Source organism: Kribbella sp. NPDC056861 (assembly GCF_040687575.1).
GTDB lineage: Bacteria > Actinomycetota > Actinomycetes > Propionibacteriales > Kribbellaceae > Kribbella.
Window position 1 is genome coordinate 169,770 of sequence record NZ_JBFBNQ010000003.1, and the last position, 24,809, is coordinate 194,578.

General features: G+C 68.7%; 23 protein-coding genes. 12 read left to right on the top strand and 11 right to left on the bottom strand.

Annotation, left to right across the window (positions count from 1 at the left end; all coding sequences use genetic code 11):
- The 4 genes from dhaL to AB0P21_RS14535 are packed head-to-tail and all read right to left on the bottom strand — an operon-like array spanning position 1 to position 3,501.
- Complete coding sequence (gene dhaL, locus AB0P21_RS14520; RefSeq protein WP_363698421.1) at positions 1-621, bottom strand: dihydroxyacetone kinase subunit DhaL; 621 nt, start codon at positions 619-621, stop codon at positions 1-3.
- Between the two features lie 2 nt (positions 622-623).
- Positions 624-1,628, bottom strand: a complete 1,005-nt coding sequence (gene dhaK, locus AB0P21_RS14525; protein WP_363696795.1) for a dihydroxyacetone kinase subunit DhaK — start codon at positions 1,626-1,628, stop codon at positions 624-626.
- Positions 1,629-1,669: 41 nt separating this feature from the next.
- Positions 1,670-2,905, bottom strand: a complete 1,236-nt coding sequence (locus AB0P21_RS14530) for an MFS transporter (protein WP_363696797.1) — start codon at positions 2,903-2,905, stop codon at positions 1,670-1,672.
- Positions 2,906-2,940: 35 nt separating this feature from the next.
- Positions 2,941-3,501 carry a sigma-70 family RNA polymerase sigma factor gene (locus tag AB0P21_RS14535; RefSeq protein ID WP_040456388.1) on the bottom strand — a complete coding sequence of 187 codons (561 nt, stop codon included), beginning with the start codon at positions 3,499-3,501 and terminating at the stop codon, positions 2,941-2,943.
- 95 nt (positions 3,502-3,596) lie between these two features.
- Between AB0P21_RS14535 and AB0P21_RS14540 the strand changes: the two genes are divergently transcribed.
- Positions 3,597-5,237 carry a serine/threonine-protein kinase gene (locus AB0P21_RS14540; protein WP_363696798.1) on the top strand — a complete coding sequence of 547 codons (1,641 nt, stop codon included), beginning with the start codon at positions 3,597-3,599 and terminating at the stop codon, positions 5,235-5,237.
- A 9-nt stretch (positions 5,238-5,246) separates the two neighbouring features.
- Positions 5,247-5,369, top strand: a complete 123-nt coding sequence (locus tag AB0P21_RS14545; RefSeq protein WP_363696800.1) for a hypothetical protein — start codon at positions 5,247-5,249, stop codon at positions 5,367-5,369.
- 24 nt (positions 5,370-5,393) lie between these two features.
- Here the strand turns inward: AB0P21_RS14545 and AB0P21_RS14550 are convergent, their stop codons facing one another.
- The 5 genes from AB0P21_RS14550 to AB0P21_RS14570 all read right to left on the bottom strand — a co-directional run bounded on the left by AB0P21_RS14550 (position 5,394) and on the right by AB0P21_RS14570 (position 9,800).
- Complete coding sequence (locus AB0P21_RS14550; protein WP_363696802.1) at positions 5,394-6,110, bottom strand: hypothetical protein; 717 nt, start codon at positions 6,108-6,110, stop codon at positions 5,394-5,396.
- Positions 6,111-6,207: 97 nt separating this feature from the next.
- Positions 6,208-6,939, bottom strand: coding sequence for a hypothetical protein (locus tag AB0P21_RS14555; RefSeq protein ID WP_363696804.1), 732 nt, complete (start codon positions 6,937-6,939; stop codon positions 6,208-6,210).
- On the bottom strand, positions 6,936-7,562 hold the full coding sequence (locus tag AB0P21_RS14560) for a transcriptional regulator (RefSeq protein WP_363696805.1): 627 nt from the start codon (positions 7,560-7,562) through the stop codon (positions 6,936-6,938). The genes AB0P21_RS14555 and AB0P21_RS14560 overlap by 4 nt, the downstream gene beginning before the upstream one ends.
- Before the next feature lie 46 nt (positions 7,563-7,608).
- Entirely contained in the window at positions 7,609-9,051 is a 1,443-nt protein-coding gene (locus tag AB0P21_RS14565; protein WP_363696807.1) for a family 43 glycosylhydrolase, read from the bottom strand.
- A gap of 68 nt (positions 9,052-9,119) precedes the next feature.
- Entirely contained in the window at positions 9,120-9,800 is a 681-nt protein-coding gene (locus AB0P21_RS14570) for a hypothetical protein (RefSeq protein WP_363696809.1), read from the bottom strand.
- Between the two features lie 246 nt (positions 9,801-10,046).
- Between AB0P21_RS14570 and AB0P21_RS14575 the strand changes: the two genes are divergently transcribed.
- The gene (locus AB0P21_RS14575) at positions 10,047-10,280 is read left to right on the top strand and encodes a hypothetical protein (RefSeq protein ID WP_363696810.1); all 234 of its coding nucleotides are present in this window, start codon (positions 10,047-10,049) and stop codon (positions 10,278-10,280) included.
- Between the two features lie 85 nt (positions 10,281-10,365).
- On the top strand, positions 10,366-11,562 hold the full coding sequence (locus tag AB0P21_RS14580; RefSeq protein ID WP_363696812.1) for a Gfo/Idh/MocA family oxidoreductase: 1,197 nt from the start codon (positions 10,366-10,368) through the stop codon (positions 11,560-11,562).
- Between the two features lie 18 nt (positions 11,563-11,580).
- On the opposite strand, the gene AB0P21_RS14585 is transcribed toward AB0P21_RS14580, so the two are convergent.
- Positions 11,581-12,480: an SDR family NAD(P)-dependent oxidoreductase gene (locus AB0P21_RS14585; RefSeq protein WP_363696814.1), complete on the bottom strand. Its 900-nt coding sequence runs from the start codon at positions 12,478-12,480 to the stop codon at positions 11,581-11,583.
- Between the two features lie 108 nt (positions 12,481-12,588).
- Here AB0P21_RS14585 and AB0P21_RS14590 point away from each other — a divergent pair, with 108 nt between their 5' ends.
- Positions 12,589-13,254, top strand: a complete 666-nt coding sequence (locus AB0P21_RS14590) for a TetR/AcrR family transcriptional regulator (protein ID WP_363696816.1) — start codon at positions 12,589-12,591, stop codon at positions 13,252-13,254.
- Here AB0P21_RS14590 and AB0P21_RS14595 read toward each other — a convergent pair whose 3' ends face one another.
- Positions 13,255-14,034: a GntR family transcriptional regulator gene (locus tag AB0P21_RS14595; RefSeq protein ID WP_363696818.1), complete on the bottom strand. Its 780-nt coding sequence runs from the start codon at positions 14,032-14,034 to the stop codon at positions 13,255-13,257. It lies immediately after the preceding gene.
- Between the two features lie 81 nt (positions 14,035-14,115).
- Between AB0P21_RS14595 and AB0P21_RS14600 the strand changes: the two genes are divergently transcribed.
- Genes AB0P21_RS14600 through AB0P21_RS14630 form a run of 7 tightly spaced genes read left to right on the top strand, consistent with a single transcriptional unit; the run spans position 14,116 to position 24,727 of the window.
- Complete coding sequence (locus AB0P21_RS14600; protein ID WP_363696820.1) at positions 14,116-17,007, top strand: UxaA family hydrolase; 2,892 nt, start codon at positions 14,116-14,118, stop codon at positions 17,005-17,007.
- 27 nt (positions 17,008-17,034) lie between these two features.
- The gene (locus tag AB0P21_RS14605) at positions 17,035-17,925 is read left to right on the top strand and encodes a fumarylacetoacetate hydrolase family protein (RefSeq protein ID WP_363696822.1); all 891 of its coding nucleotides are present in this window, start codon (positions 17,035-17,037) and stop codon (positions 17,923-17,925) included.
- Complete coding sequence (locus tag AB0P21_RS14610) at positions 17,922-19,373, top strand: aldehyde dehydrogenase (NADP(+)) (protein ID WP_363696823.1); 1,452 nt, start codon at positions 17,922-17,924, stop codon at positions 19,371-19,373. Before AB0P21_RS14605 ends, AB0P21_RS14610 begins: the two co-directional genes overlap by 4 nt.
- Positions 19,370-21,166, top strand: coding sequence for an IlvD/Edd family dehydratase (locus AB0P21_RS14615; protein ID WP_363696824.1), 1,797 nt, complete (start codon positions 19,370-19,372; stop codon positions 21,164-21,166). The genes AB0P21_RS14610 and AB0P21_RS14615 overlap by 4 nt, the downstream gene beginning before the upstream one ends.
- Positions 21,166-22,479 (top strand): DUF2088 domain-containing protein, encoded by a 1,314-nt coding sequence (locus AB0P21_RS14620; RefSeq protein WP_363696826.1) that lies wholly within the window; start codon positions 21,166-21,168, stop codon positions 22,477-22,479. The genes AB0P21_RS14615 and AB0P21_RS14620 overlap by 1 nt, the downstream gene beginning before the upstream one ends.
- Entirely contained in the window at positions 22,479-23,354 is an 876-nt protein-coding gene (locus AB0P21_RS14625; RefSeq protein WP_363696828.1) for a U32 family peptidase, read from the top strand. The genes AB0P21_RS14620 and AB0P21_RS14625 overlap by 1 nt, the downstream gene beginning before the upstream one ends.
- On the top strand, positions 23,351-24,727 hold the full coding sequence (locus AB0P21_RS14630; RefSeq protein WP_363696830.1) for an FAD-linked oxidase C-terminal domain-containing protein: 1,377 nt from the start codon (positions 23,351-23,353) through the stop codon (positions 24,725-24,727). Before AB0P21_RS14625 ends, AB0P21_RS14630 begins: the two co-directional genes overlap by 4 nt.
- The last annotated feature ends 82 nt before the right edge of the window (positions 24,728-24,809 follow it).

Below are 24,809 nucleotides of genomic sequence, written 5' to 3' on the forward strand. Positions count from 1 at the left end.
TCACGCCAACGTACGAGCGGCCGACTCCAGCAGCAACGTCGCACTGGTAGCCCCAGGATCCTGATGCCCAGCGCTCCGCTCACCGAGGTAACTGGCGCGCCCCTTCCGCGCAACCAACGGCGTCGTCGCGTCCCGCCCCTTCGCCGCAGCCTCAGCCGCCGCGGTCAACGCAGCACCCAACTCAGCTCCATCAGCAACAGCAGCGTCGTACGCATCCAAAGCCGGAGCCCAAGCGTCGTACATCGTCTTGTCGCCAAGCTCAGCCTTGCCGCGCTGCAAGACGCCGCCGACACCAGCCTTCAATGCCTCGCCAACAGTCGCAGGCGTGACCTCAACCCCGGCCAACGCAGTACCGAAGCGCAGGAAGAACGTCCCGTACAACGGCCCGCTCGCCCCACCGACCTTGCTGACCAGCGTCATCCCGGCCTTCTTCAGCAACTCGTCGACCGACCCGAAGCTGCTCTCGTCCAGGACAGCAACCACCGCCGCGAACCCACGATCCATGTTGCTGCCGTGGTCCGCGTCCCCGATCGCCGAGTCGAGCTCGGTCAGGTATACCGCGTTCTCGTGAAAGGTCTTCGCGGCGTCGCGCAACCAGTTGCCGAAGTCATCTACTCCCATGCTCACGCGCCCCAGCGTAGGCCGGGGGTGTTCACCGGTGCGTCCCAGAGGCGTACCAGTTCGTCGTCCACCTTCAGCAGGGTGACCGAGCAGCCGGCCATCTCCAGGGAGGTGATGTAGTTGCCGACCAGTGACCGGGCCACCGTGATGCCCGCGCGGTCCAGCAGTTGCTGCACCTCGTTGTACATCAGGTAGAGCTCGAGCAACGGCGTCCCGCCCATGCCGTTGACGAAGGCAATCACCGAATCGCCTTGCTGATAAGGCAGATCGCCGAGTACCGGATCGACGAGCAGGGCGGCGACTTCGCGCGCCGATGCCAGTGGCAACCGCTTCCGGCCGGGCTCGCCGTGGATGCCGATGCCGACCTCCATCTCGTTCTCGGCCAGTTCGAAGGTCGGCTTGCCGGCGGCCGGCACGGTGCACGAGGTCAGCGCCATCCCCATGCTGCGGCCGTTGTCGTTCACCCGCTTCGCCAGGTCGGCGACCTCCTGCAGCGGCCGGCCTTCCTCGGCGGCGGCGCCGACGATCTTCTCCAGCAACACGGTCACGCCGACCCCGCGGCGGCCGGCGGTGTAGAGGCTGTCCTGGACGGCGACGTCGTCGTCGGTGACGACGGAGAGTACTTCGACGCCCGCGTCGGCGGCGGCCAGTTCGGCGGCCATCTCGAAGTTCATCACGTCGCCGGTGTAGTTCTTCACGATGTGCAGCACCCCGGCGCCCGCGTCGACGGCCTTGGTCGCGGCCATCATCTGGTCGGGCACCGGCGAGGTGAACACCTCACCCGCGCAGGCGGCGTCCAGCATCCCGAGCCCGACGAACCCACCGTGCAGCGGCTCGTGCCCGGAGCCGCCGCCGGAGATCAGTCCGACCTTCCCGGATCTGGGCGCGTCCTTGCGGTAGACGATCCGGTTCTCCAGATCCACCCGGAGGCGATCGGGGTGCGCCGCGGCCATTCCTTGCAGCGCTTCACTCACAACATCGGCAGGGTCGTTGATGAGCTTCTTCATGGAACCCATCTGAGCACACCGGACGCCCGGTGGGGAGACCCTCAGACGGTTTGCTCCGCCGCGACGTCCGACAGCAACGGAATCGTCCGCACCGAACGACTGAGGGTGAGCATCAGCGCCACCAGCCCGAGCGCCCCGCCGAAGACGAGCAACGCCGTCCGCGCTCCCGCCGTGGCCAGCAGTACTCCGCCGAGCGCCGGCGCCAACGGTCCGACCGCCGTCGCCAGGAACATCAGCGCACTCTGCGCCCGCCCCTGCATGCCGTCCGGGGTGATCATCACCAGATAGCCGAACAACCCGGCGTTGACGGCCGGAACCAGCAGGAAGGCCGCGCCGAGCAACGCCACCAGTACTACGGTCCGCGTGCTGAACGCAGTCAATGAGAAGGCAATGGCGATCGCCCAGCTCGCAACGATCGCGATGGCGCCTGTCCTGAACCGGCGCAGCAGCCGCGGCGCCGCGAACGAGCCGAGCAACCCACCAACGCCGAGCCCGGTGTTCAGCAGGCCGATCGCCGACGCGTGCACGCCGAGTTGCTGGAGGTTCAGCACCAACACCAGGAGCGTGCCGCCGGCCGCGAAGTTGAGCAGCGTGGCGGACAGGGTGATCACCCGGAGCGCGGGCTGCCGGACCAGCCAGCTCAGCCCGGCCCGGATCGCCCGCAGGATCGGCTCGTGCTTGTCCCCGTCCGGCTTGGGCGCCGGCAGCGGTTGCCTGATCGTCGCGAGCAGGACGGTCATCACCAGATAGGAGATGGCGTCGACGGCGATCGGGAGGAGCCGGCTGATCGAGTAGAGGATTCCACCGAGCGGTGCGCCGAGCAGCCCGGCGGCGTGCTCGCGCCCTTCGTTGGCCGCCATCGCCGTCCCGAGTTGCTCCGGCGCCACGATCTGCCGCAGCGCGGCGGTCTGGGCGGGCTGGAAGAACGCGTACCCGACTCCGCCGGCGAAGCTGACCACGATCAGGTGCCCGATCGTCAGCCGGTCGAGCCAGCCCGCGACCGAGACCGAGCCGAGCAGGATCGTGCCGGCGGCTCCGCAGGCGATCAGTACCTTGCGACGGTTGAGCCGGTCGACCAGCGCGCCGGCCGGCAACGAGGCGAGGGTGCCGCCGAGTGCTCCCGCAGTACCGACGAGGCCGGCCTGGATCGGCGATCCGGTGATCGACATCGCGAGCAGGGTGAAGACGAACGAGCTCATCGCCGTACCGAGTGAGCTGATGCTCTGCCCGGTCATCAGGCGCAGGTAGTCGCCGTTCTTGAGCAGGGAATCAGACATGGCCCGAGATCGAGTTCACCCTCGGGCCATCGGCTTCAGTCCTTCGGGCGCAGCAGCGGGCGGACGACCTCGCGGGCGTCGTGGATGCGGGACTTGATGGTGCCCAGCGGCGCTCCGACCTCGGCGGCGATCTCCTCGTAGGAGAGCCCGTAGACGTCCCGGAGGACCAGCGGGGTCACCATCTGCGGGCGATCCCGTTCGAGCGTCTCCAGGGCCTCCAGCAGGTCCAGGCGGGTGCCGGCGATCACGCTGGTGGTGCGCGGGTCGGGGCGGTCCATCTGCTCGGGGTTGTGCGCCGCCTGCGCGGTGCGCTTCAGCTTGCGGTACGTCGAGCGGGCCGAGTTGGCCGCGACCGAGTGCACCCAGGTGGAGAAGCTGCTCCGGCCGGAGTACGTGTGGATCTTGGTGGCGATGTTGAGCAGCGCCTCCTGGGCCGCGTCCTCGGCGTCCGCGGAGTACGGCAGGACACTGCGGCAGATCCGCAGGACGCGCGGGTGGACCAGCCGGAGCAGGTCGTCCATCGCGTTTTTGTCACCACCGGCGGCGCGCTCGGCCAGGACCGCCAGGTCGTCGGTCGGACTGCTGCTTTCGCTCATCTGCGCCTTCGTTGTCATCGGCCCACGGGGCATGGGACTCCGCATGCTCCATAATGCCTCCTATGGGGGTCCCATCCAGACTTGGCAGGTACGTCGTGCGCCGCCGCCTGGGCTCAGGCGGTTTCGCTACGGTATGGCTCGCTCACGATGAGCAACTGGACGCCGAGGTGGCGGTCAAGGTGCTGGCCGACAACTGGGCGCACGACGACTCGGTCCGGCGGCGCTTCCTCGAGGAGGGCCGGTTCCTGCGCCGGGTCGAGTCCGAGCACGTCGTCCAGGTCCACGACGTGGGTGAACTGGAGGACGGCCGGCCGTTCCTGGTGCTCACCTACGCCGACCGCGGCACGCTCGCGGACCGGTTGAAGAAGGACCCGCTGGCGCTCGAGCCGGCCATCGGCGTGATCGTCCAGGTCGGGCGCGGCCTGCAGGCGCTGCACCGGCGCGGGCTGCTGCACCGCGACGTGAAGCCGGCCAACGTGCTCTTCCGCAGTACCGATGACGACGGCGAGCGGGCAGTGCTGTCCGACCTCGGCCTGGGCAAGTCCCTCGACGAGGTGTCGAGAATCACTATGCCCGGCGGTACTCCGTCGTACGTCGCGCCCGAGCAGGCGCTCGGCGAGCGGCTCGACCAGCGCGCCGACCAGTACTCGCTGGGCGCCGTCGCCTACGCGGCACTGACCGGACGCTCGCCGCATCAGGTGGATGGTCTGGGTGCTGCCGGCCGGGTCAAGGCGGCCCCGCCGCCGAGTTCGCTGGGCTTCGACGTACCGGAGCGGGTCGACGCGGCGATCGTCCGCGCGCTCGACCCGGATCGGACGAAGCGCTGGCCGGATATCGAGTCCTTCACCCGCGAACTGGTCGGCGGCCTCGACGAGACCACCCAGATCTTCGTCCCGGGCACCCCTGCCGGCGCCGCGATGGCCGCGCTGATGGCGACCCCGGCGACCGACAACGCCACCGCCGTGCTGCCTGCCCACGTTGTGGCCGACCGGATCGGGGCCGACGAGGTACCGGGCGACGAGACCGAGGACGGTGAGAAGACCGCGCTGAGCGAGTCGAACGCGCCGACCATCATCAAGACCGGCACCACCACAGTCCCCGCCGACGAAGCCGGTCGACCTCTTGATGAGATCGAGCCTGTCGGTTCTGTGGCGGTCACTGATGTGGCCACCGCATCTGTCGGCAAACAACCTCGCCGTCGCGGGCGCTGGGTCACCGCCGCGGTGCTCGCGCTGGTGCTCGGCGCGGGCGGCGGGTTCGGCGTCCAGCGCTACCTCGAGACCGTCCAGACGATCAAGGTGACCAGGAACCACTTCTCCGTCCAGTTGCCGCGTGACTGGGCGAGCGTGGTCACCGCCTCCGCGTGGCGTCCGCCGGGTGCCACGGCGGACCGGCCGGCCCTGCGGATCAGCAAGGACGACGACTGGAACCTGCCCGGCAACGACACCCCCGGCGTCTTCGTCGGGGCGATCAGCCATTCGGCCGATCCGAAGAAGGCTTTCCCGGACCCGAAGAGCTACGGCTGCAGCTCGATCGGCGTGATCAGCCCGGACCAGACCGACCCGGGGACAACCGTTCTGGACCAGATTTCGGATAATTGCTCCAACGGCACTACTCTGCTGCAGCGAGTAGTCGATACGGGGACCGACGACTCCATGCTGATCCAGGTCCAAGTGCCTGGATCCGAGCGTGCCAAAGCCGTCGAGGTGGCCGACACCGTCACCTTCTCCAGCTGAAGGATCCCCGTGAGAGTTGTCGCCGAGCGACTGCGTCCGTCCCCTGCTCTGGTCCAGTCGAGCCGCCGCCGGTTCTACCGGCTGCGCACGGTCATCTTCCGCACCATCTGGCCGATCGACACCGGCGTCTGAGCCGGCAACGACCCGGCGATCGGATCAGGCGGCGGGGGAGTCCAGCCGGGTCGCCGACTCCGAGGCCTCGTCGAGAATCGCGGCCAGCGCCGCCTTGTCCTGCGGGAACCCGGTGACGGCGATCTCGAGATGGCACAGACCTTCGTCGTTGGCCACCCACCGGATGATCGCGTACTTCAGGTAGCCCCGGTCGGCGTAGGTGTAGACCAGCGTCGCGTTGCCGGTCACCGTGTCGACCTCATGCGACTTGACCGTGATCACCTTGTCCGGCGCGAGCGCCGCGAGCTGATCCATCCTGGTCTCCAGTGAGGCAGCGGGCGGGCGGTTGATGGTGAAGCCGCCCTGGATCCGGACCGCGCGCCGTCGTTCCGGCTCGTTGAACCGCATGTCCTTCGGCGGGTCCTGGAGGACCATCTCCCACTTCGACGGCACCCGCAGGCTGACCTTGGACCGGACGACACTGGTCACGGTGAAGGTCCGCGGCTTGTACTCGATGTCGTCCGCCTGCAGCGGCTCGCTGTCGTCCAGCAGCAGCTTCGGCACGGTCGGCGAGGGCGTCGTCGTGGGGGTCGGCGTCGTGCTCGGCGCCGACGTGGCCGGCTCCAGCGGCATCGCCGCGGCGCTCCCGGCGTCCTGATTGGTGGTCAGCCAGCCCGTCGCGTAGCCCCCTGCTCCCCCCAGCAGGGTCACCGCGAGCAACCCGGAACCGAGCAGTGCGCGCCCGACAGCTCTACTGGTCACGCCAACTCCTCCTCTCGGTTCGCTCCCACACCGTCTTGGACACCGTAAACCGCCTAAAGGTTGGCGCTGAGTAACACCCGTCCGGAATCCCGCGCTCTCAGTCCCGGATCTGCACCGAGGAGGTGGCCTCGGCCAGGATCCGCTCCAGCACCTTCTTCTCCTTCGGCAGCCCGGTGACGCTCATCGAGATGGTGGCCAGACTGCCGTCGCCGGTCGCGACGAACCGGACGATCACGTACCGCGAGGTGGCGCCGGGGATGTAGGTGTAGACCAGGGTCGCCACCTGCCGCGGGTTGCCGTCGTCGTCCTTGACCGTGCCGGTGCCCTGGAACAGCGGCTGGACGAAGTTCTGGTACGGCTGGCTGGACTGGACGTTCGTCAGGACGTCCTGCAACGCCTGCTTGACCGACTTGTCCGGGGTCAGCGCGGACTCGATCCGGACCGCGCGCTCACCGCTGGAGTCGACGAACCGGACCTCGCTCGCCTTGTCCTTCGACGGCGTGAACTGCCAGCCGGCCGGGATTCTGAGCGACAGCTTGACCTCACCGGCCAGCTCGCTGCTGACGGTGAAATTGCGCAGGTCGAAGTCCATGTGCTCGCTCAGCGCCTCGAGCGGGTTCGGCTGCGGCGTCTTGCGGATCAACGGGACCGACGGGGTCTGCGACGGGGTGGCCGGCGGCGACGGAGTACTGGCGGTGCCGCCCGCGAGTGGCGAGGCAGCACCTGGTTCGTCGACGTGCTGGTCCAGCAGCGGTCCGGCCAGGTAGCCGCCACCGGCGCCGAGGAGCGCGAGCACGACGATGCCACTGACCAGGATGGGCGTCTTCATGCGTCGACCGAAGACCCGTGCACCAGGTCCCAGAAGGCGATCTCGAAGCGGAGTACCCGGTCGAAGGCCAGCGTCATCGCGGGCGTCAGCGGCTCGCGGTCGACCAAGGCGCCCAGTTGCTCGACGTACGCCGCGAACTCCGGCGACGACCAGTTCGCGATGAATCCGGCGTACTGCGTAGTCGGGCCGGTCGTGTCGCGCACCGACGCCCAGGCGTCGTAGTACGCCTTCTCGACCGCGTACAGCACCGTGATGCCGACCGGCCAGCCCTCCTCGACCGAGGTGAACAGGTACGACGAGTAGCCCAGGTTGAGCAGGGACGGCTCGCCGGTGAGGTCGACACCTCGCTCGGCGGCCGCCTCCTCGAACAAGGCGAGCTCAGGGATCAGCGCGGCCAGACCACCCGCCAGCACCTTCCGGGCCTCGTCGTCGGGGGCCACCGCGGACAACGCTTCGAGGTAGCGCTGGAAGGACCGGACGAAGAAATGGTCCTCGGCGATCCAGCGGTCGAAGGTAGCCTTGGGCAACGAACCGGCGGAGGTCCGGGCGACGAACGGGTGGTCCAGGATCCGCTGCCGGACGGCTGCCTGGGCGGTCAGCAGGGCACGGGTGGTCTCGGGCACCCGACCATCTTCTCAGGCAACGACCAGGCACCCTTACTGAAACCTTTCAGGAATAGGTCTCGATTCGGTCGAGACTGATCACCGAGCTGGTCGACGAGGGATTCTTGTCGCCGGTCACCCTGACTCTCAGGGTGTGCGGACCGGCCGCCAGCGTCGGGCTGACGTAGACGAGCTGCTCGCCGACCCGCAGCGAGCTGTAGTAGTCGACGCGCTGCTCCGGGCCGCCGTCGATCGAGATCCCGGCGATGCCGTTGCCGGTGTCCACCACGCTCAGCAGGGCGATCCTGGTCCCGGTGAACCGGATCGTGGCCGAGGCGTTGACCTGGCCGCTCCAGTGGTCGTTGCCCCAAAAGCACTGGTTCCCGCAGCCGGAGCCGGACGACCAGGCGCCGGCGTACTGGACCTGGTTCTGGCCGGTGCCGACGTCGGTGTCGTTGATCCACCCGGTGGCGGCGCCGGGATCGCCCGACGGCAGGTTCTGGGTGGCGCCGGCGGCCAGCGGACTGCCGAGGTTCGGGGTGCCGTCGGCGTTCCAGCTGATCTTCTGGACCCGCGCGGTCCGGAAGGCGTAGGTGTAGGCGCTGGTGTTCTTGCCGTGGTACGCGATCCAGTCCTCGGTGCCGTCGGGGGACTGGAAGAACGAGTGGTGACCCGGCCCCCAGACGCCGGTGCTGTCGTTGCGGGAGAAGATCGGGCCGGGGTGCTGGACCCAGTTCGCGGCCACCATCGGGTCGGCGCCGTTCGCGATGCTCTTCATCCACAGCTGGTAGTCCGGCTTGCCGGTGTCGCAGCTGGAGTACGTGAGGAACGTCCGCCCGTTGCGGTACAACGGCGTCGGACCCTCCCGTACTTCGCTGCAACCCCCGTCGGCGGGGATCGCGACCCGGGCGCCGGTCGCCGTCCAGGGATTGCTCATCCGGGTGATGTAGAGCTGCGCCGGTCCACCCTGGCCGCGGCCGGGGCCGGTCCAGACGAAGTACTGCTGGCCGTTGTGGGTGATCGGTTCGCCGTCGATCGCGTACTCGCCGAAGTCCGCGATCTTCGCCTTGAAGCTGTAGGGCCCGGTCGGGTCGTCGCCGGCCGACTCGAGCACGTACATCCGGTGGTTGGCGTCCACGCCGTCGGAGGCGGTGTAGTAGATGTACCAACGGCTGCCGACGTGCCGGAAGGCCGGCGCCCACATCTGGGTGTTCCGGCTCGTGTTGGTGTCGCGCCAGACCACTTTCTCGGGCGCGACCAGCAGGGTGGCGAGGCTGGGGGACGACCAGATGCCGATGTGATCGCCGGTCGTGGTCGCCACGTGGTACCGGCCGCCGTAGTAGAACAGCGACGGGTCGGCACCCGGGTTGACGGGGTTGCGGAAGGTTTGGGCGAGGGCCGCGTTGTCCACGGTTTTCTCCAGTACCGGCGCGGAGGTGGCCGGCAGTCCAGTCAGCAGTACGGCCGCGGCGAGGGCGGCCGTGAGCACAGCGGGGCGGATGAGGCTCATGTGCCGTTTTACAACGTTGGAAGCCTGTTGGTAAAGAGCTCGCGCCGTGCTCGAAAGCTTGCTCCCGGTTACCCGGCCTGCTGCAGGGCGGCCGGCCGCAAGGCGTGCAATCTGTTGCTCAGGGCAACCAGCGTCTCGGTCAGCAGGGCGATCCGCGGCGCGACCAGGTCGTGTTCGAGCAGTTGGGTGTCCCCGGTCAGCTCGTACTCGCGGGCGCTGTCGGCCACCAGGTTGAGCAACTCCGTGTTGCTTCGCAGCGTCAGTCGCTGCAATGCGATCCGGTGTGCGGCGACACCACTGAGCCGTCCCGGTCGCCGCTCGCTGACGACGATCTCGGTCCAGGCGTCCTTGAGCCGGCCGGACAGTCCTGCCAGCCAGGGTTGAACCGCGACGCCGACCCGTTCCCGGTACGCCGCGAGCCAGGGCGAGCACTCACCCACGCGGGGGCTGACGGTGAAGGTGGCCGGCGTGGTGCCATCGGCCACGATCGCGCGCAGCAGCGCCACGTTGTCCCGGACGGTCGCGAAGCGCGGCGCCGTGGCGAACAGATCCAGCTCGTACTCGACCAGGATCCCGGTCCGCCGCAAGGTCTGGACGGCGACCTCCACCTCGCGCAGACGCGCGTGATCGCCGGCCATCCCCGTCAGGTCCAGCTGGACGAGGTACAGCCCGCGCTTGCTCAATCCCTGGAAGTCCTGGGCCGCGATCTCCCCCGGCGTACAGGACATGCTCCACAGATCAGACTCCATGGTCCCCCCACGATGCCGATCGACTGAGTTCAAGGTCCGCCAGTGGGGCAGCGATGTCAAGGGCAGTGGCCGTCGGCAACCGTTGTTCCGCAGGGATTTGGTGGCCCTGTGTAACTAGTTGCTCACTGCCCGCAGGAGTAGCCAGAACGGGGGTCGAGCAAATAATCTTTACCAAGATTTAGGCGTGACGTTCGATCGAGCCGGTCGTTGACCTGTCAGACAGTTTCCCCTGGGGAAGGCCCGCCTGTGCATCGATTCAACTCACCACCCAGCTGGCCTGAGCCGCCGACCGCCACCTGGCGGCCGCCGCTCGGCTGGGAGCCCGACCCCGAGTGGCCTGACGCCCCGGCCGGCTGGGGTTTCTGGCTCAACCGGCACGGCCGTAAGACCAGTGGCCCGATCGGCGCGTACGGCGCGGTCGACGGTGGCCGCCTCGACCTGGCGACCGCGGATCGCGCGCTGCTGCTGATGCAGAACTGACCCATCGCGTCGCGGTACGACCGCTCGCATCTCGGTGTGCGGTTTTGTTCTTACATGATCGAGGAATGTGTGATTGCCTTGGTTCATGAGTATCAGCATCGGTGTGGTCGGAGCCGGCCAGTTCGCCCCCTCGTTCCTGCGACTGTGGTCCGCGCATCCCGACGTCGACGACGTCCGGCTGACCGACGTGCTGCCGGAGCGGGTCCAGGAGTTGGCCGAGAAGCAGGGTGTCTCGGTCACCTACCAGTCGTTCGAGGAGATGCTCGCGTCCGACGTCGACGCGGTCGCGATCTTCACCCAGCGCTGGCTGCACGGCGAGATGGCGATCCAGGCGCTGGAGGCCGGTAAACACGTCTACTCGACGGTGCCGATGGCGATCGAGGCTGACCAGATCGCGCGCATCATCGAGCTGGTCAAGCAGACCGGCCTGACCTACATGATGGGCGAGACGAGCTTCTACTACCCGTCCTCGGTCTACTGCCGGCAACGGCTGGCCGCCGGTGACTTCGGCCGCGTCTTCTACACCGAGGGCGACTACGTCCACGACATGGATCTCGGCTTCTACTCGGCGTACCAGTACAGCGGCGGCGAGGACTGGAAGAAGACCGCCTCCTTCCCGCCCATGCTCTACCCGACCCACGCGGTCGGCAACGTGCTGTCGGTGACCGGCCAGCACGCCACCCACGTCTCCTGTATCGGCGTCAAGGACGACCGCGGCGACGGCGTCTTCGACCAGGAGATCAGCCAGTTCGACAACGACTTCAGCAACGCGACCGCGCTGTTCAAGCTCGCCGACGGCGGCATCATGCGCACCAACGAGATGCGCCGGGTCGGCTACCCGTCGCACATCCGGGAGTCGCGGCTTCGCGTCTTCGGCACCGAGGGCAGCTTCGAGCAGTTGGCGACGACGACGCTGTGGCAGAACAAGGAGGGTGTGGAGGACATCAGCAATCTGATGGAGACCAGCCCGAGTGGATCGCTGGAGGACGAGGATCTGGCGAACGTCGACCCGGCGCTGCGCGACGCGTTCCGGTCCGGGCTGTCGCCGGTGCACGACCGCAGCCGGCTGCCGGCCGAGTTCGACGGGCTGCACAACGGGCATGAGGGTTCGCATCACTTCCTCGCCGACGACTTCGTTCGAGCGGTCGCCGACCAGACGGTGCCGCCGGTCAACGCCTGGGTCGCGGCCCGCTACACGCTGCCCGGCATCTACGCCCATCAGTCCGCGCTGCAGGGCGGCGTACAGCTGGAGATTCCGGATCACGGCGACGCCCCTGCCTAGATGTATGACCCTTGGTCATCACACGGGGAACTTCACTCCGGTGAGATCCTCGGAGACGGCCCACAGCCGCTGCTGGACGGCGACCTGGTAGGACTCCGGGCTCGAGGTGACCAGCCGCGGGTGGCCCTTGACCTCGTTGCGTCCGCCGGGACCGTAGTACTGGCCGCCCAGCGCGGCAGGGTCGGTGGCGGCCCGCAAGCTCGGTAGCGCGCCCATCGCCGGGGTCTGGGTGATCAGCGGCGCGAGCCAGGTGAGCGGGAGCCGGAAGGCCGCGGGGACGTTGCGGGCAAGCTCGGTGCTGGACACGCCTGGGTGTGCGGCGAGCGCGACGGTGGTGCCGTGCGAGGCGAGCCGGCGCTGCAGCTCGTACGTGAACATCAGGTTGGCCAGCTTGGACTGACCGTAGGCGGCGACCCGGCTGTACGAGCGCTGCCACTGGAGGTCGTCGAAGTGGATCGCGGCCCGGATCCGGTGGCCGACGCTGCTCACCGTCATCACGCGCGAGTCGGGCACCGGGAGCATCAGGTCCAGCAACAGCCCGGTGAGCGCGAAGTGGCCGAGATGGTTGGTGCCGAACTGCATCTCGAAGCCGTCCTGGGTGGTCTGCTTCGGGGTGTACATCACGCCGGCGTTGTTGATCAGCAGGTCGATCCGATCGTGCCGGGACCGCAGCTCCGCCGCCGCGGTCTGGACCGAGTCGAGCGAGGTCAGGTCCAGCGCCTGGACGGACACGTCGCCGGTGATCCGGGCCGCGGCCTGCTTGCCCTTCTCAACGTTGCGCACGGCAAGTACTACGGAGGCGCCGCGCTCGGCGAGCGCCTTGGCGGTCTCGAACCCCAGTCCCGTGTTGGCCCCGGTCACCACCGCCACCCGGCCGCGCTGGTCCGGAATGCTCCCTGTTGTCCACTGCTCGCTCATCTCAGTCTCCCGACCGTTAACGTACCGAAGGTATCTTGTGTCGATCAGCCTAAGATACTCCCGGTACGTTGTCAACGTACCGAAGGTACTTAAGCTAGGCTGGGCGTTGTGACTTTCCAGCGGGCACGCACCGAGGAGCAGCGGGAGATCCGCCGGCGGGCGATCCTCGCGATGGCGTCGGCGATGCTCGACGAGATGCCGGTGGCCGCGGTGACCCTGAACGAGCTCAGTCGCCGGGTGGGCCTGGCGAAGCCGAACGTGCTGCGGTACTTCGAGTCGCGCGAGGCGGTACTGCTCGAACTACTGGACCAGTTCCTGCAGGAGTGGCTGGCGGAGCTGGCCGACGAGTTGGCCGCCGGCGTCGATGTAGACCTGCCCATGGTCGAGCGCGCGACAGCGGTGGCCGAGATCATCGGGCGCTCGCTATCCGGCCGCGTGGTGCTGTGCGACCTCTTCGGCGCGCAGGGCAGCGTCCTGGAGCACAACGTTTCCGTCGAGGTCGTCACGCGCTACAAGCGCGCGTCCCTGGCTCGCCTGGCGACTGTGACCGAGCTGATCAAGAAGTACCTGCCGGAGCTGGGCGAGAACGCGACGCTGTTCAGCCTGCAAGCCATGGTGATGGCCGGCGCGCTGTCGGCGTACAGCACTCCGCCGCCCAGTCTGCGCGCGGCGTACGAGGCTGAGCCTGAGCTGGCCCGCTTCCATCTGGAGCTCAAGGACTCCTTGGAGCTGGCGTTGACGGCTGCTCTCCTGGGCGTGCTGCCGCGTCAGTGACTACTGTTCGTAGATCCTGCGCAGGCGCAGGGACATCGAGTTGTCGAGGTGCCTGGTCATCGCGGCCTCGGCGGCGACGGGGTCGCCGGAGGTGATCGCCTCGACGATCTGGCGGTGCTCGACCAGTACTTCGGGGCCGGTGTCGCGGTCGTAGTGCAGCCGGAAGATGTGCAGGTGGCAGTGGGTGCGCTGGAAGGCCAAGCGGACCTGCTCGCTGCCTGACAGGGCGGCGATGAGCGAGTGGAAGCGGTTGTCGTGGGCCGTGAGGGACTTGTAGCCGGCGTAGTCGACGGCGGTCGGCTCGACGGCGGTGGAGAGCTCGGCGTGGAGGAGCTCGCGGCCGGCGTCGTCGAGGAGTTCGGCGGCGCGTCTGGCTGCCCATGGCTCCAGGAGTAGGCGGAAGCGGTACAGGTCGTCGAACTCCGGCAAGGTCAGCAGTGGGGTGGCTCGGTAGCCCTTCAGCGGTTCCTTGTCGGCGAGGCCCTCGGACTCCAGGCGTGCCAGTGCTTCGCGGACGGGGGTGGAGGAGACCTGGAAGTCGCGGGCGAGGCCGTCGATCGAGATCCGGGCGCCGGGGCGGATGGCGTGGTCCATCAGCAGTGTCTTGATCGCCTCGTAGACGTCGTCGGCGAGCATCTGGCGGCGCAGCAGGCGGCGGTCCTGGGGCTCGGCCGCCGAGTTCGCCGGCGGAAGTGCAGCTGAGGTGCCTGCCGAGTTCCCTGGCGGGGGCGCTGCCGGGGTCCCCGTCGGGCTCGCTGCGGGGTTCGCTGTCGGGTTCATCGGGGCCCATTCTCCAGGGACTGGCCGTGCCCTTGACCCAGCCCGCGCAGTTCGGCAGGGTGGCACTGGTAATCATGCATCATGCACGATTCCACGCGTGTCAGCCACCCGGAGGCGGAAACGATGCTCAGCTTCGACGAGATCGGCGTACTGCCCGAGCCGGGGGACAACGTCGCCATCTCGTCCCGGCGGCTCGAGGCCGGGACGGTGATCGACCTCGCGGGTACTCCGGTGACGCTGCCGCACACCGTGCTCGAAGGCCACCGGTTCGTCGCCCGTCCGGTCGCGACCGGCGAGCCGCTGCTGTCGTGGAACACCCCGTTCGCCCGCGCCCTGCGTGATCTCGAGATCGGCGACTACGTCTGTACGCCGAGCAGCCTCGCCGCCGTGGCCGCGAGAGGCGTCGAGGGTCTCCCGGCCGAGCCGAGCGCCGAGAACGAGCCACTCGACCCGTACGAACTGGACGAGTCGGCCCTCAACCTCGGGCAGCAGGTCACGTCGGTCGAGCAGCCCGGGACGTTCCTCGGGTATCCGCGGGAGCAGGGGCCGGCCGGGACGCGCAATCACGTCGTACTTCTCGCGACGAGTTCACGCAGCAGCGGGTTTGTGACGGAGTTGGCCAAGCGTTTCGAGCGGCCGGACGGGCTCGTCGTACCGGTGGCGCACACCGAGGGTGGCGAGGACGGTACGCCGAACAACCTGCATTTCCTGCTCGCCACGTTGGCCGGCTTCGCGCTGAACCCGAATGTCGGAGCCGTGCTGATCGTCGACACCGAGGGTGAGTTGGTGTCCGGGCAGGCCATCCAGGACTTCATGGCCGAGCAGGGGTATCCGGCGATTCTGGTGCCGCACGCGTACTTCACCCGGAAAGCTGGCTTCGAGTCGGATCTGACCGCGGCTGGTCGGTTGGTCGAGCCGTGGTTGCCGGTGGTTTCTGCGGTGGAGCGGGTGGAGGTTCCGCTCGCGGATCTCTGGATCGGCTTGCAGTGTGGGGGATCGGACGCTTTTTCGGGGGTGAGTGCCAACCCGCTGTCCGGGGCGGTTGCGCGGGAGGTGATCAGGCACGGCGGGATCGCAGTACTGGCGGAGACCGATGAGCTGATCGGTGCCGAGGGCTACGTTCTCAAGAACGTCCGGGACCTGCCGACGGCGCGGCGCTTCCTCCGGACGATCCAGTCCTTCAAGGATCGCGTCGGCTGGCACGGGCACACGGCGGAGGGCAATCCGTCCGGCGGCAACGTGTACCGCGGGCTCTACAACATCGTGCTCAAGTCGGTCGGGGCGGCGCGCAAGCTGGATCGCGACGTCCGGCTGGACCACGTGATCGACTACGGCGAACGGATGCCCGGCCACGGTTTCGTCTTCATGGACAGCCCGGGCAACGACCTGGAATCGGTCGCCGGTCAGGTCGCGAGCGGCTGCAACCTGATCTTCTTCACCACCGGCAACGGGTCGATCACCAACTTCCCGTTCGTCCCGACGATCAAGTTCGTCACCACCTCGACCCGCTACGACCTGTTGCACGCCGAGATGGACGTCGACGCCGGCCGCTACCTCACCGGCACCCCGATGGACACGCTGACTGCCGAGACCTTCGACCTGACTGTCGACATCGCCTCCGGTACGCCGAGCGCCGGCGAACGCGCCGGCCACAGCCAGGTCTCCATCTGGCGCAACTGGCGCCAGAGCGGGCCGCGCGAAGGCATCTCGATCACGACGGACGGCCGCACCACCCGCAACCTGCTCGACCTCCCAGTCGAAGACCGAGACGCACCGTTAGCCGGTACGCCGCTGCAGCTCGCCGGCTTCGCCGGCTCGCTGGAAGGGGGAGTGGAGGGAGCCGCCGCCCCCGAAGCGCCAGCCTCCGGCGGCGCCCGCGGAGCGCCAGCCTTCGGCGGCGCCGCATTCGAGGCGCCGGCCTCCGGCGGCGCTGCCGCTGCCCGTCCGCCATTCGCTGCCGGAGGTCTTCGGCTCTTGCGGGTCGACGATCGCGTTGTGCCTGAGGCTGTTGGGCTGATCCTGCCGACCAGCTTGTGTTCTGGGCAGATTGCTCTGCGGCTTGCTGCCCAGGGCGAGCTGGAGCGCTGGGCCGGCGACGCCGTCACCCGAATGGTCGCCCTCCCGCACACCGAAGGGTGTGGATCGAGCGGCGGGGCGTCCGAGGAGACCTTCGCACGCACCATGCTCGGCTACCTCCTGCACCCGAACACCCGTCTGGCGCTGCTGCTCGAGCACGGCTGCGAGAAGACGCACAACGACTACTTCCGCTCGCGTCTGGTGGAAGCCGGCGCGGACCCCTCGCGTTTCGGCTGGGCGAGCATCCAGGCCGATGGCGGCCTCGACGCCGTCACCACCCGCGTCCGCGACTGGTTCGGCACCTTCGACCTGACAGCACCAGCCGAAGTCCAGAGCACCATCGGCGAGCTCACCATCGCCCTCGAAGCGCGCGGCCCGCTGACCAGCCAAACGGCCGAGGCGCTGGCGATCACCGGTCGCGAGATCGTCGCGGCCGGCGGTACGGTCGTCCTCTCCTCCCGTGGCGCCCTCATCGCCAACGACGACTTCCGGTACGCCGCCTTCGGCTCTCCCGCCGCGGTCGGGCCGACCATCGCCCACGGCCAGCGGTTCGCCGCGAGCGGCTGGCACGTGATGCGGATGCCCGGCACCGACTGGATGGAGACCGTCACCGGCTTCGGCGCCGGCGGTGTCCAGCAGGTTCTCGCGCATGTTGCCAGCGGCACCTTGTCAGCGCAGCGCTTCGTCCCGGTGGTCGAGTTCAGCAGCGACCCGGAGACGGTCGCGCAGTACGGCGACGACCTGGATGCAGTTGCCTCAGGCAACGCACACGAGCAGGCAACAGTCGCTCTGGAAGTGGTCGCCGGAGTAGCGAGCCGGCAACGAGTACCGAAGGCGGTTGCCTCCGGCAATGTCGGCTTCCAGATCACCCGCGGTCTGCTCGGCACCTCGATGTGACCTCGACCAACTCGAAAGGTGGATCCAATGCACTTGGTCCGGTACCTGCCCCCTGGACAACGACCCCAGGTCGGCGTCCGAACCGGTGACACGGTGGCGCCGGTGCAGGGGTTCGCCACGATGGCCGAGCTCCTGCGCCTGACCGCGGACGACCTCCGCGAAGCGACCAGCCGGCTCGGGGACGGCGTACCGGTGGCCGACGTGCAACTGCTCCCGCCGCTCGACGGCCGCGGCGAGGTCTGGTGCGCGGGCGTCACCTACGAGCGGTCCCGTGGCGCCCGGATGGAGGAGAGTACCGAGCAGTCCGTCTACGACCGCGTGTACTCCGCGCCGCGCCCCGAACTGTTCCCCAAGTCACCGGCCTGGCGCCTCGTCACCGACGGGGAACAGATCGGTATTCGCACCGACTCCGGCCACGACGTCCCGGAGCCCGAGCTGGCGATCGTCGCCAGCAGCCGCGGCGAGATCGTCGGCTTCACGATCTGCAACGACGTCAGCTCCCGGTCGATCGAGGGCGAGAACCCGCTCTACATCCCGCAGGCGAAGGTCTTCGCCGGCGGCTGCGCGCTGGCCACCGGGATCCGCCCGGCCTGGGAGGTCGCCGACCCCAAGAACCTGACCATCGACCTCGCGATCAGCCGCGACGGCGCCGAGGTGTTCACCGGTACGACGTCCACCAAGCAGCTCGTCCGGGAACTGCAGGACCTGATCGACACCCTGTTCGTGGCCAACGAGTTTCCGGACGGCGTGATTCTCGCGACCGGCACCGGAATCGTGCCCGAACTCGACTTCACGCTGCGCGCCGGTGACCAGGTGGCGATCTCGATCAGCGAGGTCGGCACGCTGACGAATACGGTGGCAGTCGGCCGGGAACCATTCGCCTTCCTGGCAGCGCAGACTCTGGAGGAGAACCGATGACGTCCGACACCACCACCGCCGAGCTCGAGCAGGTACTGAGCGACGCCGCGGCAGCTGCCAAGCCACTGGCGGCGTCGGCGCCCGCAGTACGGGCTGAGTGGATCCGTGCGGTGGCCGATGCGCTGGATGCCGCTGCCGACGAGCTGGTGCCGATCGCGATCCGCGAGTCGTCGCTGCCTGAGCCCCGGTTGCGGGGAGAGGTTGCCCGCAGCAGCGGTCAGTTGCGGATGTTCGCCGACGCGCTGGCCGAGGGGTCGTTGCTCGAGATCATCATCGACACGGCCGACCCGCAGGCCAAGCCTGTACCGCGCCCTGACCTGCGGCGGGTGCTGGTGCCGCTCGGGCCGGTGCTCGTGTTTGCTGCCAGCAACTTCCCGTTCGCGTTCAGTGTCTGCGGTGGCGACACCGCCTCGGCGCTCGCCGCGGGCTGCCCGGTCGTCGTCAAGGCGCATCCGGGTCACCCGGAGCTGTCGGTACGGACTGCCGCGGTCATGATCGACGCGTTGCTGGCCGCTGGTGCGCCGGCTGGAACACTCGGCCTGATCCAGGGGTACGACGTCGGCGTGACCGCGCTGAAGGACCCGCGGATCACGGCCGCTGGGTTCACCGGGTCGGTGCCTGCAGGCAAGGCGCTGCACGAGATCGCGGTGACCCGGCCGGAGCCGATCCCGTTCTACGGCGAGCTCGGCAGCCTCAACCCGGTCTTCGTCACCCAGGCGGCAATTGATGCCCGAGGCAACGAGATCGCGGCCGGGTATGTCGGGTCGTTCACCCTCGGTGTCGGCCAGTTCTGCACCAAGCCCGGGCTGCTGTTCCTGCCCGCCGGTCACGGGCTGGAAGACCAGCTGATCGAGGCCGCCGGCGGAGTCGCCGCGGCCCCGATGCTGAACGACCGGATAGCCTCGGGCTTCTCCTCCGGTCTCGACCGGCTGCGCAAGGTCGACGGCCTCCGGGTGCTCAGCGACGGCCCCGCAACCCTGCTCGGTACGACGGTCGCCGAGCTGCTCGAGCGTCGCGAGGAGATCCTGGAAGAGTGCTTCGGCCCGGTGTCGATCGTCGTCGAGTACTCCTCGATCGAGGAACTGACCGCCGCCGTCGAAGCCTTCGAGGGCAACCTCACGGCGACCTTGCACGCTGAGTCCGATGATGCCGACCTGGCCCGCGACCTGCTCCCACTGCTGACCGCCCGCGCCGGCCGCGTGCTGTGGAACGGCTGGCCGACCGGCGTCGCCGTCTCCTGGGCGCAACACCACGGCGGCCCGTTCCCGTCCACCGTCGGCTCCATCCACACCAGCGTCGGCGCCACCGCCGCCCGCCGCTTCCAGCGCCCGGTCGCCTACCAGGACATCCCCGACGCAGTACTCCCCGAGGTACTGCGCAACACCAACCCCGCCGGCATCCCTCGCCGCATCAACGGAGTCGTCACGACCGCGGAGGTCCCTCAATGAGCGACGAAACAGGCGAACCGACCCCCGAGAAGACCGGCCGCTTGGAGGACACCCCTTCCAGTACTTCTGGTCCTTCCACCGGCCGCCGGAGCTTCGACCACTGGTTCGGTGAGAAGGACCGCAACGGGTTCATCCACCGATCCTGGATGCGGGCGCAGGGCTTCTCCGACGAGGTGTTCGACGGCCGTCCAGTCATCGGCATCTGCAACACCTGGTCCGAGCTCACCCCTTGCAACGCCCACCTGCGACGCCTCGCCGAGTCGGTCAAGCGAGGCGTCTGGCAAGCCGGCGGCTTCCCGCTCGAATTCCCGGTGATGTCCCTCGGCGAGACCATGCTCCGCCCGACCGCCATGCTCTTCCGCAACCTGCTCAGCATGGACGTCGAGGAGTCGCTCCGCGGCAACCCGATCGACGGCGCGGTCCTGCTGACTGGCTGCGACAAGACCACCCCGGGCTCGATCATGGGCGCTGCGTCGGTCGATCTCCCGACCCTCGTCGTGACCGGCGGCCCGATGCTGAACGGCAAGTTCCGCGGCTGCGACATCGGCTCCGGTACTGCGGTCTGGCGGTTCACCCAGGACGTCAACGCCGGCCGGATGACGCAGGAGGACTACGCCGCCGCCGAGTCGGGCATGTCCCGCAGCAACGGCCACTGCATGACGATGGGCACGGCATCCACGATGGCCTGCATGGCCGAAGCGCTCGGTCTGCAGCTCACCGGCTCAGCCGCGATCCCCGCCGTCGACTCGCGCCGCTACGCGACCGCCCAACTGGCCGGCCAGCGAATCGTGAAGATGGTCGAGGAGGACCTCAAGCCGAGCGACATCCTGACCCGCGACGCGTTCGCGAACGCAGTACGGGCGAATGCTGCGATCGGCGGTTCGACCAACGCGGTGATCCACCTGCTCGCGATCGCCGGCCGGGTCGGCGTCGACCTGACGCTGGACGACATGGACGAGTGGGCCCGCGGCGTACCGTGGCTGGTCGACCTGCAGCCGTCCGGCAAGTACCTGATGGAGGACTTCTACTACGCCGGCGGGCTGCCCGCGGTGATGCGCGAGATCCTCCCGCTGTTGAAGGCGGACGCGATCACGGTCACCGGCAAGACGATCGGCGAGAACGTCGCGAACACCGAGCGCACCGTCGACACCGACGTGATCCGTGCCGTCGGCAACCCGCTCGGCAGCGGCGCCGGAACCGCTGTGCTGAAAGGGAATCTGGCCCCGGACGGTGCCGTCATCAAGCAATCCGCGGCGGCGGAGAGATTCATGCAGCATCGCGGCAAGGCGCTGGTGTTCAGCAGTATCGAGGAGTACGACCTGGCCGTCGACGACATGGAGCTCGACGTCGACGAGGACACCGTGCTGGTGCTCCAGAACGCCGGCCCGCGCGGCTATCCGGGGATGCCCGAGGTCGGCAACATGACGATCCCGCGCAAGCTCGCCGAACAAGGCGTGGACGACATGGTTCGGATCTCGGACGCGCGGATGAGCGGTACGGCGTACGGGACGGTGGTGCTGCACGTCGCGCCTGAGGCAGCCGTCGGCGGCCCGCTCGCGCTGGTCCGCACCGGCGACTGGATCGAACTGGACGTCCCAGCGCGCACGCTGCACCTGGACGTCTCCGACGAGGAACTCGCCAAGCGCCGCGCCGACTGGCAAGCCCCGGCCGCGCCGACCGACCGCGGCTGGGCTCGCCTGTACGTCGACCACGTCACCCAGGCCAACCTCGGCTGCGACCTCGACTTCCTGGTCGGCCGCACCGGCTCAGCCGTAGCCCGCCAGAGCCACTGATGTCCGGCGGTGTGTGGGGGCCGTTCGAGGCGATCCGTGGGCTGCGGCCAGCGGGCGTCCTCCCGCAGGTGACTCCGATCCGCCGGCTGCTCAACGACGTATCGACCGAGCCCGACCCGTACTCCGCCGCGCAAGCAGCGCTCGCACCACTGGCTGCCGCGATCCGACCTGGTGATCGGATCGCGGTGACCGCCGGCAGCCGGGGCATCCACGACCTCGTCCCCGTCGTCCGCGCCGCCATCGACTGGCTGCGAGCGGCAGGAGCGGACCCGTTCGTCGTACCAGCGATGGGATCCCACGGCGGCGCCACCGCCGACGGCCAGCGCGAAATGCTCGCCGGGCTCGGCGTCACCCCGGACTCCATCGGCTGCCCGATCGAGGCAACCATGGAAACAGTTGTCCTCGGCAACCTCTCGGACGGTACTCCGGTCCACCACGACGCCGTGGCCGCCAAGGCCGACGGCGTCCTGCTCGTCAACCGCGTCAAGCCCCACACGGATTTCCACGGCCCGGTCGAGAGCGGCCTCGGCAAGATCCTCGCGATCGGCCTCGGCAACCACCAAGGAGCCGCCGCGTTACATGCCGGCGGCATCCCTGCGCTCGGCGGCGCGATCGAAGCCGCCGCCAAGCTCGTGGTTGCATCCGGCAAGATCCTCGGCGGCCTCGCGATCCTCGAGAACGCCCACGAGCAGACCGCCGCCGTCGAGCTGGTGCTTGCCGACGGCATCGCCTCGACCGCCGAGAACGCCTTGTTGTTAAGGGCTGCCGGACTGATGGCGCGCCTGCCGTTCGACGACCTGGATGTGCTGGTGGTCGACGAGATGGGCAAGGACAAGTCCGGCACCGGGATGGACACGAACGTGCTCGGGCGCTGCTGGGTCCACGGCATCCCCGAGTTCGAGTCGCCGTCGATCGCGGCGGTGACCGTGCACCGGTTGTCGAACGCCTCGCACGGCAATGCATCCGGCCTCGGGCTGGCGGACGTGATCCCGGCAAGCCTGCTGGAGCAGATCGACCTGCAGGCCAGCTATGTGAACGCACTGACCTCCGGCGCCGGCGGTGCAAGACGCTCCCGGTTGCCGATGGTGCTGGAGGACGACGCCGCCGCGATCCTCGGCGCCGTCACGATGAGCGGGCGACGCGACTGGTCGGAGCTCAGGCTGGCCAGGATCCGTGACACGCTGTCGCCGAACGAGTTGCTGGTCTCGCCGGCGCTGCTGGACGAGGCCGCGGAGCGGTTCGATCTGGAGATCACCGGGAGCGCGCGCGAGCTGACCGACGCGACCGGGACGTTGACTGGCTGGGGAGACTGATGAACCTGCGGGAAGCGCACGGACTGCTGGCCGACCGGGGACTGATCAGCCCGGCGCCGGGCTTCGCCTCGACGCGGCGGTTCGCCGACGGAGCGCAGTACCGGGTGGAGATCCCGAGCTGCGAGGGGCCCGCCGTGATGCGGACCGTGCTCGACGAGGCGATGGCGCGTGGGGTGACCGTGCATCGGGTCTCGCAGGGCAGCGGCGTGATGATGCTGACCGACGGCGAGATCGACGAGATGCTCACGCTCGGCGCGAGCCATGACGTCGAGGTGTGTCTGTTCCTCGGACCGCGCGGCGCCTGGGACACCGGTGGTCAGGCGAAGGTCTCGGCCGTCGTCGGAGGAGTTGCTCGTGGCAACGACATGGTTGCCGCGTCGCTGTGTGACGCCTACCGCGCGGTCGAGTTGGGGGTCCGTAGCCTGCTGGTCGGAGATCTCGGCGTACTGGAACTGCTCGGCCTGCTGAAGAAGGAAGGCGAGTTGCCGGCCGACCTGGTGCTGAAGACCTCGGTGTTGATGCCGCTCGCCAATGCGTCGACCGCGGCGCTGTACGAGCGGTTGGGCGCCACGAGTCTGAACGTGTCGACGGATCTGCCGATCAACGTGCTGGCCGAGATCCGCGCGGCGACGACCGTTGCCATCGACATGTACATCGAGGTGCCGGACGACCAGGGCGGGCACGTGCGCTTCTACGACGTACCGGATGTGGTGCGAGTGGCGGCGCCGGTCTACCTGAAGATGGGACTGCGGAACGCGCCGAACATCTACCCGGCCGGCGCCCACCTGGCCGCCACGGCCGAGGCGCTCGGGCGGGAACGGGTCAGGCGGGCCGACCTGATCTTGCGACTACTGGCCGAACAGGACGAGGAATGAGCTCTGACTTGCTGATCGCGCGACTGCGAGCCTCGCTGGGGGAGAAGGCGGTCGTCACCGACCCCGACGTACTGGACAGCCATCGCAACGATCACGCGACCTTCTGCAAGGCCGGGGTGCCGCTCGTGCTGGTGCGGCCGGGGTCCACCGCCGAGGTGCAGGAGGTGCTGCGGGCGGCAGGGGAGTACGGCGTACCGGTGGTGACGCAGGGCGCGCGGACCGGGTTGTCAGGCGCTGCGAATGCGCTCGACGGGTCTCTGCTGCTGTCGACTTCACGGCTCAATCAGATCCTTGAAGTATCGGTGGAAGACCAGGTGGCCGTCGTGCAGCCGGGGGTCGTCAACTCGGAGCTCTCCCGTGCGGTCTTGGCTCAAGGCTTGTTCTACCCTCCGGACCCGTCGTCCTGGGAGATGTCCACGATCGGCGGGAACATCGCGACGAACGCCGGCGGGTTGTGCTGTGTGAAGTACGGCGTGACCGCTGACTTCGTGCGCGGCCTGGAGGTGGTGCTCGCCTCCGGCGAGGTGGTGCGCACCGGCCGGCGTACGGCGAAAGGCGTCGCGGGCTACGACCTCACGCGCCTGATGGTCGGCTCCGAGGGAACGCTAGGCGTCGTCACCGAGGCAACGCTGGCGCTACGCCCGGAACCCGAAGCAGCGTTGACCGCGGCTGCGACCTTTCTGTCGATCGAGGCCGGCATCGCCGCGGCCGCCGCCATCATGACGTCAGGCCTGCGGCCTTCGCTGCTTGAGTTTCTGGATGGGCCAACGGCGCGAGCGATCCAGGACTATCGCGACATGGGCCTGCCGGCGGACGTCGGCTCACTGCTGATCGCCCAGTCGGACCGCGGCCCCCGGGCAGCCGAAGACGTGGCTGAGATCGCCCGGATCTGCACCTCGTTCGGCGCCGTCGAGGTGGCCGAGGCCTCCGACGCGGAAGAATCCAAGATGCTCCTGGAGGCCCGCCGCCTGGTGAACCCAGCCCTGGAGCCACTCGGCGTGACGCTGGTGGACGACGTGGCAGTACCCCGCAGCAAGCTGGTCGCGTTGCTGCAGGGAATCGCGGAGATCAGTACGAAGTACGACGTACTGATTTGTTGCCCTGGGCACGTAGGCGACGGCAACATGCACCCGACCGTGGTCTTCCCCCGCGACGACCCAGCCGCCGAGGCCCGAGCCCTGGAAGCCTTCGGCGCGGTAATGGAGCTGGGCCTCGCGCTGGGCGGCACGATCACCGGCGAACACGGCATCGGCATGCTCAAGGCCCGCTGGCTGGAGCAGGAGCTTGGTCCGGTCAGCCTCGACCTCCACCGCCGCATCAAACAGGTCTTCGACCCCCAAAACCTGCTCAACCCAGGCAAAGTCCTGCTGTGAAGCTCCCGGGTACGCCGGCGGACCGGCGTACCCGGGGCTGCTACTCGTCGACCGAGACGACGCGGACCCAGTCGGAGCAATC